12 protein-coding genes and 1 tRNA gene are annotated in these 14034 nt (G+C 71.0%); 4 read left to right on the forward strand and 9 right to left on the reverse strand.

The window, feature by feature from the left end; all coding sequences use genetic code 11:
• The 3 genes from G3N18_RS13920 to G3N18_RS13930 form a co-directional block, all read right to left on the reverse strand.
• Positions 1 to 473 (reverse strand): fructose PTS transporter subunit IIA (locus G3N18_RS13920; protein ID WP_196384874.1); only part of this gene is annotated, 473 nt, incomplete at its 3' end.
• Positions 474 to 519: 46 nt separating this feature from the next.
• Positions 520 to 1467: a 1-phosphofructokinase family hexose kinase gene (locus G3N18_RS13925; RefSeq protein ID WP_196384875.1), complete on the reverse strand. Its 948-nt coding sequence runs from the start codon at positions 1465 to 1467 to the stop codon at positions 520 to 522.
• Positions 1464 to 2246, reverse strand: a complete 783-nt coding sequence (locus G3N18_RS13930; protein ID WP_196384876.1) for a DeoR family transcriptional regulator — start codon at positions 2244 to 2246, stop codon at positions 1464 to 1466. The genes G3N18_RS13925 and G3N18_RS13930 overlap by 4 nt, the downstream gene beginning before the upstream one ends.
• Positions 2247 to 2630: 384 nt before the next feature.
• On the opposite strand from G3N18_RS13930, the gene G3N18_RS13935 reads away from it, so the two are divergent.
• Positions 2631 to 4190 carry a YhgE/Pip domain-containing protein gene (locus tag G3N18_RS13935; RefSeq protein WP_196384877.1) on the forward strand — a complete coding sequence of 520 codons (1560 nt, stop codon included), beginning with the start codon at positions 2631 to 2633 and terminating at the stop codon, positions 4188 to 4190.
• A gap of 85 nt (positions 4191 to 4275) precedes the next feature.
• On the opposite strand, the gene G3N18_RS13940 is transcribed toward G3N18_RS13935, so the two are convergent.
• A complete protein-coding gene (locus tag G3N18_RS13940) occupies positions 4276 to 5049 on the reverse strand; it encodes a hypothetical protein (RefSeq protein ID WP_196384878.1) in 774 nt (257 codons plus the stop codon).
• A 125-nt stretch (positions 5050 to 5174) separates the two neighbouring features.
• On the opposite strand from G3N18_RS13940, the gene G3N18_RS13945 reads away from it, so the two are divergent.
• Positions 5175 to 7232, forward strand: coding sequence for a DUF262 domain-containing protein (locus G3N18_RS13945; protein WP_196384879.1), 2058 nt, complete (start codon positions 5175 to 5177; stop codon positions 7230 to 7232).
• Positions 7233 to 7241: 9 nt separating this feature from the next.
• Positions 7242 to 8789, forward strand: coding sequence for a bifunctional phosphatase PAP2/diacylglycerol kinase family protein (locus G3N18_RS13950; RefSeq protein ID WP_230404194.1), 1548 nt, complete (start codon positions 7242 to 7244; stop codon positions 8787 to 8789).
• Here G3N18_RS13950 and G3N18_RS13955 read toward each other — a convergent pair.
• The 5 genes from G3N18_RS13955 to G3N18_RS13970 all read right to left on the reverse strand — a co-directional run bounded on the left by G3N18_RS13955 (position 8761) and on the right by G3N18_RS13970 (position 12180).
• Positions 8761 to 9456, reverse strand: a complete 696-nt coding sequence (locus tag G3N18_RS13955; protein ID WP_196384880.1) for a phosphatase PAP2 family protein — start codon at positions 9454 to 9456, stop codon at positions 8761 to 8763. The two genes, G3N18_RS13950 and G3N18_RS13955, sit on opposite strands and share 29 nt — an antisense overlap.
• A gap of 151 nt (positions 9457 to 9607) precedes the next feature.
• Complete coding sequence (locus tag G3N18_RS16210) at positions 9608 to 9787, reverse strand: hypothetical protein (protein WP_230404195.1); 180 nt, start codon at positions 9785 to 9787, stop codon at positions 9608 to 9610.
• A 39-nt stretch (positions 9788 to 9826) separates the two neighbouring features.
• Positions 9827 to 10102 carry a metal-sensitive transcriptional regulator gene (locus G3N18_RS13960; RefSeq protein WP_196384881.1) on the reverse strand — a complete coding sequence of 92 codons (276 nt, stop codon included), beginning with the start codon at positions 10100 to 10102 and terminating at the stop codon, positions 9827 to 9829.
• Positions 10103 to 10163: 61 nt separating this feature from the next.
• A complete protein-coding gene (locus tag G3N18_RS13965; protein WP_338038604.1) occupies positions 10164 to 11888 on the reverse strand; it encodes an FAD-dependent oxidoreductase in 1725 nt (574 codons plus the stop codon).
• A 220-nt stretch (positions 11889 to 12108) separates the two neighbouring features.
• A tRNA-Gln gene (locus G3N18_RS13970) sits at positions 12109 to 12180 on the reverse strand.
• 144 nt (positions 12181 to 12324) lie between these two features.
• Between G3N18_RS13970 and G3N18_RS13975 the strand changes: the two genes are divergently transcribed.
• A partial coding sequence (locus G3N18_RS13975; RefSeq protein ID WP_196384882.1) for an ArnT family glycosyltransferase occupies positions 12325 to 14034 on the forward strand: 1710 nt, incomplete at its 3' end.

The raw sequence follows: 14034 nt of genomic DNA on the forward strand, positions 1-14034 counted from the left end.
ACGGCGGCCGCCGCGGGCGGCGCGTCGCTGACCGTCGCCTGCACGAGGGCGACGACGTCGTCGGGGGTCGTCGCCGCGCGGAGCCCCGCCGTGAAGTCCTCGCGCATGAACGCGCGGGCGAGGCGCGACAGCACGGCGAGGTGCTCCTCCGCCGCCGTGTCGGGCGCGGCGATGAGGAAGACGAGATCGGCGGGGCCGTCGCCGGCGCCGAAGTCGACGCCCGGCTTCAGGCGCGCGAACGCGAGGGTCGCCTCGCGCACGGCCGGGCTCTTCGCGTGCGGAATCGCGATGCCGCCGGGAAGACCGGTCTCGTCGGTCTGCTCGCGCTTCCAGGCATCCGCCGCGAGCGCCGCCGCGTCGCTTGCGCGACCGGTCTGCGCCACACGCGCGGCGAGCGCGTCGATGACGGCCCTCTTGTCGGTGCCGAGCGGCTCGTCAAGGCTGACGAGCGCCGGCGTGATGATCTCGGACACGGTGACCTCCAGTGGTCGGTGTTTTATCGGGATGGGGTGTGCGGGTCTATCTCGGCGGCAGCGCCCGCACCGGCACGTCGCCGGGCAGGAGGTCTGCCGGGGTGGGGGCCTGCGTGCCCGGAAGGGCCGCGGCGGCGGAGCCGTAGCGGATGCCGCTGCGCAGGCACTCCTCGGGGCTCGCGCCGGTCGATTCGGCGAGCAGGAACCCCGCGAGGGAGCTGTCGCCGGCGCCGACGGTGCTGCGCACCCGGGTGGGGGGCGGCGTGCCGAACCAGGCGCCGTCCGCCGTGACGAGCACGGCGCCGTCGCCGCCGAGCGTGACGAAGGCGGCGCCGACGCGGGCGGGCACGAGGCCTCGGGCGACCACGGCGACCGCTTCGGGCAGCGGCACGCCGTCGTCGAGGGCGACGGAGGCGAGGTCGGCGAGCTCTTCGTCGTTGGGCTTGATGAGATCGGGGGCGCCCCGCTCGACGACGGCGCGGAGGGCGGCACCCGAGGTGTCGACGGCGATCCGGGGCGCATCCGGCACAGCGCGCACCGCGGCGATGACGTCGACGTAGAAGTCGTCGGGCAGCCCCGGGGGCAGCGATCCGGCCAGCACGAGCCAGCGCGCCCCCGCCGCGGCGGCGACCACGGCGTCGATGAGGGCCGCACCGTCGGCAGCGGAACGGCGGACGCCCGACAGGTTGATCTTGGTGGTGACGCCGTCGGCGTCTGCGAGCGTCAGGTTGGCGCGCGCGGCGCCCTGGACGGCGACGGGCGTGAACGGCACGTCGGCCGCCTGCAGCACGGCACCGAACGGGTCGTGCGCATCGAGGGGCAGCACCGCGATGCTCTCGGCGCCCGAGCCGCGCAGCACCCGGGTGACGTTGATGCCTTTGCCCCCGGCGTCTTCGCGCACCGAGCCGGCCGCCTGCACTTCGCCGACACGCAGCGGAGCGTCGAGGGCCACGGTGCGATCCAGCGAGGGATTCGTTGTGAGAGTGACGATCATGCGACCCACACCTCCGCTTCGGCGACGGCGAGCGCATCGGCGAGCGCCCCGTGCGGAGCCTCATCGGTCACGACGACGTCGATGTCACTGAGGCGCCCGAACGACACCAGCAGTTCGGAATCGTATTTGGCGGCGTCGGCGACGACGAAGGTGCGCCGCGTCGCGGCGAGGATCGCTCGTTTCACGGCCGCCTCATCGGGGTCGGGGGTGCTGAGGCCGAAGTCGGCCGACAGGCCGTTCGTGCCGATGAAGGCGATGTCGGTCCGCAGGCGCGAGATCGCGTCGACCGTCTGCGCCCCGACGGCGGCGGCGGTCAGCCCGCGCACGCGCCCGCCGATGGCGGTGAGGCTCAGCCCCGGCGCGCCGGCGAGCAGGTGCGCGACGGTCATCGAGTGGGTCACCACCTCGAGAGGCAGACGAGTGGCCGGCCGCTGCGTGAGCAGCTGCGCGATCGCGGCAGTGGTCGTACCCGCATCGAGGTACACCGACCCGTCGAAGTCGGGCGGCACGGCGTGCAGCGCTCGGCGCGCGATGGCGAGCTTGGCCTCTCCTCCGCGCAGCGTGCGCTCGGCGAGAGAGGGCTCGACGGTGCTGGCGCGGGTGCGCGCGACCGCTCCGCCGTGCACGCGGCGCAACGATCCTTCGCTTTCGAGTTGATCGAGATCCCGACGCACGGTCTCGGTGGTCACGCTGAATCGCTTGGCGAGATCGACGACCGCGACACGACCTTCGGCCGAGACGAGGTGTTCGATCAGCTGCTGCCGCTCCGTTGCGTACACGAGTTCCTCCTTGAGACAGCCACAGATTACAACACATACACAGATATTCACAAGCATTCACAGAAAGATTTGCAGGAAGCATCCTCGACACCGATCTGCGGGGGTTCTTGTAGAGCATCGACAAGACACTCGAGGTCAGCATCTGTGGAACTTGGTTCCACTGCGCAGAGGTTTTTCCGTCCTCTCCCCCGACGGACGTCTTGCTGTTAGCGTCAACTCGCTCTCCCGACGCACCTGGGCTCGACCCACCGGTCGTGGCGCCAGGGAGGATCCCCGATCCGCAGCCATCCGCCCTGCCCGCACCCGGGCAGACGGCGCCCGGTAGTCGAGAGACGCGCCCATCCACGCCCGCAATGATGCGGGCGCGAGACAACGGAGTCCTCAATGACGAGTCACACCATCCATACCCACCGCTGGGGCATGCGCATCACGGTCGCCGTGCTCGCCGTGCTGCTGCTGACGATGACGACGCTGTATCTGCTCACCGCCGCGAAGCTCGATGCGGGCGCCGGGCAGCTCGACACGGGCGCCGGTCAGGCCGCGGGAGGCTCGCAAGAGCTGGCCGCCGGAGCGCAGACCCTCGCCGACGGCGCCGACGACCTCGAGGCGGGCGCCCAGAAGCTGGATGCCGGGGCCGCCGCAGCCTCGACGGGAGCGGCCAGCCTGTCGTCGGGCGCGACGAGCGCCGCGGTGGGTGCGCAGTCGCTCGCCACCGGAGCGGTCAGTCTCGCCGACGGCGCGAGCTCCGCCTCGGATGGCGCGTCGAGCGTCAGCGATGGCGCAGCCTCGGCCGCTGCCGGGGCACAGCGGCTCGCGGGGGGCGCGCAGACCGCCGCCGCGGGCGCGGCCAAGGTCGCCGCGGGCGCAAAAGACGCCTCGGCCGGTGCGAAAACCCTTGCCGAGAAGACGGCGAGCCTCGCCAAGGGCGTCGTCGGCGCCGACACCTACGCGAACACCCTCGCCGGTAAGGGCGGCACTCTCGCAACGAGTGCACGGAACATCGCCAACGGATTCTCGCCGTATCTCGCCTCCGCCGACCTGCAGCGCCTCGTAGACGGTGGTGTGTCGATCGGCGACAACGCGACGTCCGCGCCGACCAATGCGCAGGCCCTCACCCAGCTCGTCGGCCTGCTCACCGATGCAAACCCCGACAACGACCCCGACCCCGCCGTCGTGAACAGACTCGCCGCGGGCGTACAAGCCCAGATCGAGGCGCTCGCGCCGATCGCGGCCAAGGGGCCTGCCCTGGCCGGCGGAATGCTCTCGGCCGCCGACTACACGAACCAGGTCGCCACCGGTGCCGAGCAGCTCGCCGCGGGCCTCGGACAGATGGCAGGCGGCGACGGCAAGGAGTGGCCGGGCACGAACGCGCTCGCAAACCCCGAGAAGGGCGCCCCCGCACTGGCCCAGGGCGCGAGCACGCTGTCGGCAGGCCTGGCTGTCCTCGACGCCGGCGCGGCCCAGCTCGCGGGCGGCACGGGCGACCTCGCCGCTGGCGCCGGGTCGCTGGCATCCGGCACTCAGACGCTCTCCGACGGCGCTCTGGCGCTGAGCTCCGGCGCGCAGAACCTCGCCGCCGGCGCAGACAGCCTGTCGGCCGGTGCGACGTCGCTCGCCGAGGGCACCCAGAGGATGTCGTCGGGTGCGGCGAACCTGTCGGGCGGCCTCAACAACCTGGCGAACGGCGCGGCGAGCCTCTCGGCGGGAACCGTCAAGCTCTCGAACGGTTCGGGCGACCTCGCCACCGGTGCGGCCTCGCTGGCCGACGGCAACTCGCAGATCGCCGACGGCACGGGCACCCTCAAGGCGGGAACGTCGGGGCTGACGCCCGGCCTCATGCCGTGGCTGTTCGGCGTCGTGATCGCGGGCCTCGTCGCCGTGGCACTGTGGGTCGCGCACCGCTTGTCGCACCGCAGCCGGGTGCGCGAGCTCGGCCTGGCCTGAGCCTCGCCCGCCGGCAGAACACGCAGTACAACACGAAGAAGGGTCCCGACCGATCGGCCGGGACCCTTTCTGCGACGGGTGAGGCTCAGGCCTCGCTCATCACGTTCACTTCCTGCTGGCCGCGCGCGGCGAGCGCGGCGGCCCGGGCGGCGATGCGACGCTCCTGCTCGATCTGCCCCGCATCCAGCGTCTCCTGGTCGACCGGGTAGCTCTCGACCTTGTTCACGCCGTTGTACTTGGCGATGTAAGCGTCGAGCTCGGGGCCCGACTCCCACGACGTGATGAGACAGTAGCGGGGCTCGTCACCGTAGTGCGCGGCGGCGTGCCAGAGGCGCTGCGTGTCGACGATGAGCTGGGCGCCGGCGGGGAGGGCGATGCGCGTCTCCTCGCTCGGGTCGGTGCGGTTCTCGCGCAGCACGAAGTAGCTCGTCTTGTCGTCGGTGAGGTTGAAGAACCCGCGGACGACCCAGCCGGTGCCGTCGGGGTTGAGACGGTTGTTGTCGTCCTGGTGCAGGTTGTAGAGGCAGTCGGCGTAGGTGTTGGGCTGCAGCTCGATGATGCGGCAGCGGCCGACGTTGGCACCCGGCTCGAGCGCGCGCTCGGTGAGGGTCGGCGCGATGGCGGTCTGCGAGTCGATCCACACGCCGTCCTTGTCGGTGCGCGGCGGCTTGTGGTTCCAGAAGCCGTTGCACTCGATCTCGCCCTTGGCCGAGGCCAGCGGCGCGAAGCGGGTGTCGCCCGATGACTTCCAGTCGACGTAATCGACGTCGAGCCATTCCTTGGGATCGATCTCTTTGCCGTACGGATCGAGGACGACGTAGCCGGTCTCCTCGAGAGCCGCGCTCTTGATGTATGCCATGACGGATCATGCCCTTTCTGTCGGACGAGCGAAGTTTTTACAGGCCCGACTGAGGCAAGCCTACAGAGCCGGTTTGTGGACGCGATTAGACTCGACCGAGGTTTCCGAGGAGCGTTTTTCTGACGATGAGCACTGTTACCCCCGTCCCCACCGATGCCGCCGCCCACGTGCAGGCGACCGCCGTCAACACGATCGGGTGGCTCTCGGCATCCGACACGATGATCGTGGTACCGGTCTATCAGCGGCAGTACCGGTGGGACATCGGCGGCTGCGAGCAGCTGCTCAGCGACGTGCGGGCGGTGTCGGCGGCGGATGCCACGGACACGCATTTCATCGGATCGATCCTCTCCACTGCCGCCGGCCCCGATGACGCCGATACGGGCGCGCACCTCGTGCTGATCGACGGGCAGCAGCGGCTGACGACGCTGATGCTGCTCATCGCGGCGCTGCAGCACACGTTGCGCGCCGAAGATCCCGATCTCGCTGCCGAGCTCTCGCGCGTGCTCGTGCAGAGCGACGATCCGGCGCGCACCAAACTGCGACCCCACCGTGCCTGGGCCGACGTGTTCGAGAGCGTCGTCCACGATCGGCGGGGGCCCGGCGACGAGGGTCGCGAGTCGCGCTTCGACGACAATTACGCGTTCTTCCGCAGTCAGATCCGCCCGGGCGAGGCGGCGAGCATCTGGCGCGGCCTGCAGAAGCTCGAGCACGTATCGATCACGCTCGGCCCGGATGCGAACGCGCAGCAGACGTTCGAGAGCCTGAACTCCACCGGCGAGCCGCTGCGCGACCACGAGCTCATCCACAACTACGTGCTGATGGGCCTCACGCATGAGCAGCAGACCGAGATCGAGAACGAGTTCTGGCTGCCGATCGAAGAAGCCACGGGCGATCAGATCGGTGCATTCTGGCGGCACTACCTCGTCATGCTGACGGGGCGCGAGGTGCCCTCCGGCGGCCGGGCCGTCTACGACGCGTTCCGGCAGCGGTTCCCGCGGCTCGGCGTCGAGACGCTCCGGACGAGCGCCGCTCAGTGGCGCGAGTACGCCGGCATCTACGGCCTGCTTCTCGACCCCTCGCGCACCCCCGACGCGCGGATCGGTCGCCAGTTCGCCTACCTCGCGACCTTCGGTGCCGGGTTCGCCCCGCTCCTGCTGCGCCTCTACGGCGACCACCTGCACGGGCGCCGGGGCGCCGAAGAGCTGATCGCTTCCCTCGAGCAGGTGCAGTCGCTGCTGTTGCGCCGTGCGATCGTCGGCATCTCCACCGATCGCCTCGTGGCACGACTGTGCCGGGCTGCCGACGAAGGCGATGACGCCCTCGTGCACGCGATCGCCCGCATCACCCCCTCCGACGAGCGCACCCGCGTCGGCCTCAAGTACGGCGATCTGCCGCACGCGCGGTACGTGCTGGGGCGCCTGGCCGGCATCGACAACGCGTCGGGGCTCGAGATCGATCACGTCGTGCCCGTCGCCGCCGGCGACGACTGGTCGCCGGGCGGCGAGCGCCGGTGGGCCGACCTCAGCGATGACGAGCAGAACAGCTTCCGCGCCCTCGCCCAGACGCTCGGCAATCTGACGCTGCTCGAAGAGCCGCTCGCCGACCGGGCGTTCGACGCCTCGTTCGCCGACAAGCGACGCGTGTATGCCTCGAGTGGCATCCCATTGACCGCCGACGTCGCCGCGGTGCCGGAGTGGACGACGGCGGAGATCGCGGCGCGCACCGCCCGCCTCACCGATATCTTCCTGCAGGTCTGGGCGCGGCCGGCAGTCGTCAGCATCGACGACGACAACCTCACGCCGATCCTCGACGCCCGCGTGCGGCGCGGCTGGCCGCGCGGGTGGCAGCGCGAGTTCGACTACGTCGAGTTCCGCGGCGAGCACTGGGAGGTTCCGGACATCCGGTATCTGTTCACCCGCATCTTCCAGCGGCTATGGGCCGAGTCGCCGGCCTCACGTCAGGCCGTGCTCGACTTCAGTGCCCGCCGCGGCGGCCCCGTCTACCCCGCCATGGCCTGGAACGGGCAGTGGGACCAGATCGCGGGGGGCGATGACCCCCGCTATCTGTACCTGGGGTGGGATGCGCGATACATGCTGGCTGCGGTCCAAGGCGTGCTCGAAGAGGCAGGATGGGCGAGCGAGGTGTTCCTCAAGTACAGCTACATCGGCGATGCAATGGCCTGACCGGGAGGCATGATGGTGCGAAAGCAGAGCGCTCAGCGCAAGACGCACACGCCCGATCCGGGGAACACCCGGCGGTGGCGGAGCGTCCGCCGCCAGATCGATACGCTCGACGTCGCGACGTTCAACGCCATCGCGGGCACGAAGAGCCCGCTGCTGGATGCTACGATGCCGCGGCTCACCCGTGCCGCCGACCGCTCGGTCCTCTGGATCGCGATCGCCGGCCTGATGGTGCTCTCGGGGCGAGCGCGCGCTCGACTCGGTGCGGCACGCGGTCTCGTCTCGATCGCGATCACGAGCCTGATCGCGAACCAGGTGTCCAAGCGCATCCACCGCCGGCCCCGCCCATCGATCACGCAGGTGCCCGCCCAGCGGCTCGCTCATCGCATTCCCGAGTCGACGTCGTTCCCGAGCGGACATTCCGCGAGCGCCATGGCGTTCGCCGCGGGGGCATCCGCCGAGTGGCCCGCACTGTCTGTGCCGCTGCGCACGCTCGCCGGCCTCGTGGGTTTCTCGCGTGTCGCGACGGGCGCCCACTACCCGTCCGATGTGCTCGCCGGCTTCGCGCTGGGCGAGACGATCGCGTGGCTCACGACCCGCCCCGTGCCGGTCGAGCACATCGACCCCACCCGCGACGACCTGTCCGTGCACGCGGGCACGCCGAACCCCGACGGCGAGGGCATCGCGCTCGTCATCAACCCGAAGTCCGGGTCGGGTCGCGCCGCGAAGATCCTGCCCGCGGTACACGAGGCCTTCCCGCGCATGCGGATCGTCGAACTCGGCCGCGATGGCGAAGACTACGGCCAGGTCATCCGCGAGACCGCCGCGTCGTGCGAGGTGCTCGCCGTCGCGGGCGGTGACGGCACCGTGCAGCAGGCGGCGGCCGCGGCGATGCACCACGGCATCCCGCTCGCCGTCTTCCCCGCCGGCACGTTCAACCACTTCGCGAAAGACCTCGGGATGTTCCCGCTGAAGGCGGCGATCGACGCGATCCACGCCGGCACCTACGCCAAGGTCGACCTCGGCGAGGCGAACGGCACGATCTTCGTCAACACGGCCTCGATCGGCGCCTACACCGACTTCGTCGCGATCCGCGAGAAGTATGAGCGCCGCATCAGCAAGCCGCTCGCCGCGGTGATCGCGGCCATCCGCACGCTCGGGCGCGGCAAGGCGGTCCGCGTGCGGGTGCAGGACCTCGACGGCGAGACGGTGGACGCGAAGTTCAGCCTGCTGTTCATCGGCAACGGACGCTATGAGCCGCGCGGCTTCGCGCCGGTGTACCGCGCGGCGCTCGACGACAGCCGCCTCGACCTGCGCGTGCTCGGCGTGACGCGCCCCGCCTCGCGGGCGCGGGTGCTGCTCGACCTGCTCACCGGTCGGGTCGCCCGGAACAAGCGCTACCAGCAGTTCTCCGACGCCGAGTACCACCTCGAGCTGCCCGACGGCCCGTACCGCATCGCCCGCGACGGCGAGCTCGGCGAGGAGATCTCGCGGCTGGATGCCAAGGTACTCCCCCGGGCGCTGACCGTCATCACCCCGGCGCGGCGGAAGAGGCGCTGAGAACCCACCAGAGCGACCGGGCGACGCACACCCACACGACGGCGAGGCAGACCCCGGCCGTCACATCGCTGATGTAATGCACGGCGAGCGCGACCCGCGCCATGCAGACGAGCACGACGAGCGCGCACGCCAGGGCGGCGAGCCACCGGTGCGTCGCGCGCGCGAGGCATCCCTTCGTCACGGTCACGACGACGAGCGCGGCGGTGGCGGCGCCGAAGGCGTGAGAAGACGGGAACGACGACTGCAGTGCGTCGACGAGCGCCCCAGCGGGCCGCGGGCGGTCGACGATCGCCTTCACCACGACCGGCACGAGCCCGCCCACGAGCACGGTGACCGACGCGAACAGCAGAGTGGATGCCACGGCCGACGCCCCCGCGACGCCGCGCCGGACCCCGCGCCACGCGAGCGCCACCGCGGTGAGAGCGGCGACCACCGCGGCCACGCGGAAGGTCACCGGCCCGAGCACCGCAGACACGGTGGTCCACACGGGCACCCACCAGGGGTGGGCGGCGCCTTCTCGCGTTCCCCAGTCGGCGCCGCCGCGGTCTATCGCCGCGAGCGGCGCCGCGCCGGTGACGACCGCGACCCACAGCGCGACGAAGAGCAGCCCCGCAGGCCCGGCCGCCACGACCTCTGCGCGCCGGAGCGGCGCCAGCGGAGAGAGCATGAACCACATCCGCCCGGAATCCAGAGCCGACGATCGGCTCGCTGCCTCGCCCCGCGGAAACGGCGGGGTTTCTCATGATCACCCCGCGCGGCGCGGCGCGTCAACGTGCGGGCGGCCGCCGCCGGCGGCGATCAGACGACGGCTCGCGGACTCACCGGCCGAACAGTTTGGCGAACATGCCGCCGCTGCTATCTTTCTGGTGACCTGCCTCTTTCTGATGACCTGCGCAGCGCTGTGCGGCGGGAACCCCGCGCATGACCTGATCCACGTGCTGACCACAGCCCGACCACGTCGTCTTACCGCACGTGCGGCAGGTGACGGCGTAACACATTCGTTTCTCCTTCGTTCCTGTTCTGGTCCTCGCGCGCGATCACGCGAGCATGAGAAAGAGCTTCTCGAGCTCTTCGGTGGTGAGCCCCTGCTCGTCGCGCGCCGCTTCCGGGTCGGTGATGCAGTCCCGCATGGCCGTCGAGACGATCGTGTAGCCGGCCCGGTCGAGGGCGCTCGAGACCGCCGACAGCTGGGTCACGATCTCGCGGCAGGGGCGGTCCTCCTCGATGGCGGCGATCACGGCATCGAGCTGACCGCGGGCGCGGCGCAGGCGGTTGAGGGTGCGCTTTCGGGCATCGGGATCTGAGCGGGTCATCTCGGTCGCTTTCGTCGGGGTGAGGGTTACGTCGTGTGGGGTGGAGCGCGTCGGAGGCGCGTCAGACCAGCGCCGGCACGTCGCCCGTTTCGAGCACGTCGGTGTGCAGGTCACCGAGCCACGCGCGAAGCGTCAGCATGCCGCCCGACAGCGAGGCCGAATCGAAGCCCGCCTGGGTGAGCACCCGGTGGGCGATCGCCGACCGCACGCCCGACTGGCAGGTGACGCGCACGGGGCGACCGTCGGCCGCGTCGCGCACCTCGTCGAGCCGCTCGCGCAGTTCGGTGTGCGGAATGTTCAGCGACCCCGGCACATGCCCCGTGGCGTACTCGACCCGGGTGCGCACGTCGAGCAGCAGCGCGTTCCGGCGCACCCACTCGAGCTCGTGCGGGTACCAGAGCGACAGCACGCCGGTGAGAACGTTCTGCCCTGCCATGCCGGCGAGGTTGACCGGGTCTTTCGCCTGGCCGTAGGGCGGCGAGTACGCGAGGTCGAGATCGATCAGGTCGTCCACGCGCATTCCCGCACGGATGGCGGTGGCGAGCACGTCGATCCGCTTGTCGACCCCGTCGGCGCCGACCGCTTGCGCACCGAGGAGCAGCCCGTCGTCGACACGGACGTGCACGACGAGGTGCACCTGCGAGGCGTCGGGAAAGTACCCCGCGTGCTGATTCGGGTGCAGGTGCAGGGTGCGGTAGTCGATGCCCGCGTCTTCGAGCGCGGCGCGATTGGCCCCCGTCAGCGCGGCGGTGAGGCCGCCGACCCGCACGATCGCCGTGCCGAGCGGGCGCGGCACGGGACGCGCGTCGTCAGGCATGAGGATGTCATCGGCGACGAGACGGCCCGCCCGGGCGGCCGGTCCCGCGAGCGCGACGGGGCGACGGATGCCGGTGACCCCGTCGACCGAAACGGTCGCATCGCCCACCGCCCACACTCCGGATGCCGACGTGCGGCCGTGGCCGTCGACGACGATCGCCCCGCGCTCGAGGGCGATGCCGGCGGCGCCGAACGCGGCGGTGTCGGGCCGCACGCCGACCGAGAGCACGACGACATCGGCCGGCAGGCGGGTTCCGTCGGCGAGGATCACCGTGTCGAGGTCGTCGTCGTGATCGACGCGCTCGGCGGCGACCCCGGTGCGCACATCCACCCCGAGGGCGCGCAGCTCTTCGGTGACGAGCCATGCCAGCTCTCGCTCGAGCGGCGGCAGCGGGTGCGGGCCGAGTTCGACGAGGGTCACTTCGAGGCCCCGGTGCGCGAGCGCCTCGGCCGCCTCGACGCCGATAAATCCTGCGCCGAGCACGACGGCACGCCGGGCACCCCCGAGCACGTCGCCTCGCAGGGCGACGGCGTCGTCGACGGTGCGGAGCGTCCGCACGCGGGGGGAGTCGAGCCCGGGAATCGGCGGCCGCAGCGCCGTGGCGCCCGGCGAGAGCACGAGCGCGTCGTACGACAGCTCGCTCTCACGATCGCCGGTGCGTACCGTCACGGTCTTGGTCTCGGTGTCGAGAGAGACGACCTCGCTGCCGGTGCGCACATCGAGCGCGAGCGCGGCGCGCAGCGACGCGGGGGCCTGGACGAGCAGCGACTGTTCGTCGGCGATCTCGCCGCCGACGAAATACGGCAGTCCGCAGTTCGCGAACGACACCTGCTCGCCCTTCTCGAGCACGATGACCTCTGCGGTCTCGTCGAGGCGGCGAGCACGCGCTGCGCAGCTCATCCCGCCGGCGACACCGCCGACGATCACGATCTTCCTGCCGCGCCCCTCGGCGTTGACACTCGCGCTCACGGTCGCACCCTTCTCCCCCGTCGCTCTCTGCGTCGGTTGTCTCGAGAATACCCCCGGGGGTATCCAGATGCAAAGCGACGACACCTCAGGCCGGCAGCCTGCGACACGAATCGGGGCGGACGTCAGCTGGTGCGCGGGCACGAAAAAGCCCCGCCGGAAGCGGGGCTGAAACGAGAAGCAGAAAGTCGGATCGTCCGTTGATCGGAGGAGAGTACTCTTGCTGGGGTACCTGGACTCGAACCAAGAACAACGGAACCAGAAACCGCCGTGTTGCCAATTACACCATACCCCAAGGGCATTCGACCGAAGTCGTACCGAGGGTCTAGCTTAGCCCACCGAGAGGGCGCGGCCAAACCGGCGACGTGGCGCGGCGGCGCGACGAGGCATCCCAGCGAGTTCATAGCGAACGCTTCGGGATCGGTGGGCACAGCAGTTCTTGCGTGACCACCGTGCTCATCATGGATGCCACCTCCCCACCGTTCCCTACGTCGCGGCCACCGCGACCGCTCGCCGCCGCCCCGGCCCCTGGGTCTGGGCGCTCGTGGCTCTCGCCGTCGTCACCTTCGCGCTGACCGCGTGGGGTGTCGGCGGCTCGATGTCGGAGTACTACGCCTCGATCGCCCTGTCGATGAGCAAGAGCTGGCCGAACTTCTTCTTCGGCTCGGTCGATCCGGCCGGCACGGTCACCCTCGACAAGATCCCCGGGTCGTTCTGGATTCCGGCGCTCTCGGCGCGACTGTTCGGCTTCTCGGCCGCCGCGGTCATCGTGCCGAACGTCCTCGCGGCCACCGGCGCAGCCGTGATCACCGCGATCACGGCGCGGCGCTGGGCGGGACCGGTGGGGGGTATCGTCGCGGGCGCCGTGGTCGCCACGACCCCCGTCCTCATCGCCGTCGCCCGCTCGAACCAGCCCGAGACGTTCTTCGTGCTCGCCCTCGCCCTCACCGCCTGGGCGGCGACGAAAGCACTCGACCGGCGGAGCCTCGGCTGGCTCGTGCTCGCGGGGGTCTTCATCGCCGCGGGGTTCCAGACGTACATGCTCGAATCGTGGGCCGTATGGACCGCGCTCGCCGCCGCCTACCTGTGCACGCGGCAACCCTGGCTGAAGCGCCTCGTGCACCTGGCGATCTCCGGCGCGGTGAGCCTCGCGCTCTCGCTCGCCTGGATCGTCGTGGTCGCGCTGATCCCGGCATCCGAGCGCCCTTACATCGGCAGCACCCTGTCGAACAGCCCGTGGGAGATGGTGTTCGGCTACAACGGCCTCGGCCGGTTCGGCAGCTCGACCGCCGACACCGAGGCCTACCGCTCGTTCACGCCGCCCTTCTCGGGTGATCCGTCGATCGTGCGGCTGCTCAACGAAGCCCTCGCGGCCCAGATCGGATGGCTTCTGCCGGTCGCACTGCTCTCGATCGCGATCCTGATCGCGCTGCGCTTCCGCCTGCCGCTCACGGTGTTCGGGGCCGTGTGGTTCGCGACGTTCGCGACGATGTTCTCGGTCGTTGCGGGAATGCACCAGTTCTACACCGCGGCCCTCGCCGTTCCGATGGCACTGCTGGTCGGCACCGCCTTCGCCGTCGCACGCCAGCGGGGCGTGCTGTGGGCGCAGCTCGCGCTGCCGATCACGGCTGCCGTCACCGCGATCGGCATCAGTTTCATCGCAGGAACCGCCTATTCGTTCGCCGCAGCAGCCGTGCAGAGCGTGATCGCCGCGGTCGCCGTCTTCTTGATCCTGCGCGAGCGACGGACGCAGAAGCAGACGATGCTCACCGCGATCGTCGCCGTCGTCGCGATGCTGCTCACGCCCGCAGTGTGGTCGGCGGTGACCATCGCGACGCCGAACTCGACCAATCCGACCGCGGGCGGGGTCTCGTCGATGGGCGGCGGCGGGGGTGGACGCGGCGGCCAAGGCGGCCCCGGTGGTCAAGGCACGATGGGCGGTGGTCAAGGCACGATGGGCGGTCAGGGCACGATGGGTTCCCAGGGCGCGACCGGCGGCCAGGGCGCGACCGGCGGACAAGGCGGCACCACGGGCTCGCAAGGCACCACCGGCGGCCAGGGCACGACCAGTGGGCAGGGCACGTCTGGCGGCCCGGGGAGCATGGGCGGCCCGGGCACGGGCGGTGGTCCGGGCGGTGCGGGAGGCCCG

Origin of the sequence: Microbacterium paulum (genome assembly GCF_015707995.1) — a bacterium.
GTDB lineage: Bacteria > Actinomycetota > Actinomycetes > Actinomycetales > Microbacteriaceae > Microbacterium > Microbacterium paulum.

Bases quoted from the DNA above. Each gene is read 5' to 3' on its own strand.
- G3N18_RS13940 (WP_196384878.1), bottom strand. From the start codon at position 5,049: ATGGCATACATCAAGAGCGCGGCTCTCGAGGAGACCGGCTACGTCGTC.
- G3N18_RS13945 (WP_196384879.1), top strand. From the start codon at position 5,175: ATGAGCACTGTTACCCCCGTCCCCACCGATGCCGCCGCCCACGTGCAG.
- G3N18_RS13960 (WP_196384881.1), bottom strand. From the start codon at position 10,102: ATGACCCGCTCAGATCCCGATGCCCGAAAGCGCACCCTCAACCGCCTG.
- G3N18_RS13950 (WP_230404194.1), top strand. From the start codon at position 7,242: ATGATGGTGCGAAAGCAGAGCGCTCAGCGCAAGACGCACACGCCCGAT.
- G3N18_RS16210 (WP_230404195.1), bottom strand. From the start codon at position 9,787: ATGTGTTACGCCGTCACCTGCCGCACGTGCGGTAAGACGACGTGGTCG.
- G3N18_RS13935 (WP_196384877.1), top strand. From the start codon at position 2,631: ATGACGAGTCACACCATCCATACCCACCGCTGGGGCATGCGCATCACG.
- G3N18_RS13955 (WP_196384880.1), bottom strand. From the start codon at position 9,456: ATGCTCTCTCCGCTGGCGCCGCTCCGGCGCGCAGAGGTCGTGGCGGCC.
- G3N18_RS13925 (WP_196384875.1), bottom strand. From the start codon at position 1,467: ATGATCGTCACTCTCACAACGAATCCCTCGCTGGATCGCACCGTGGCC.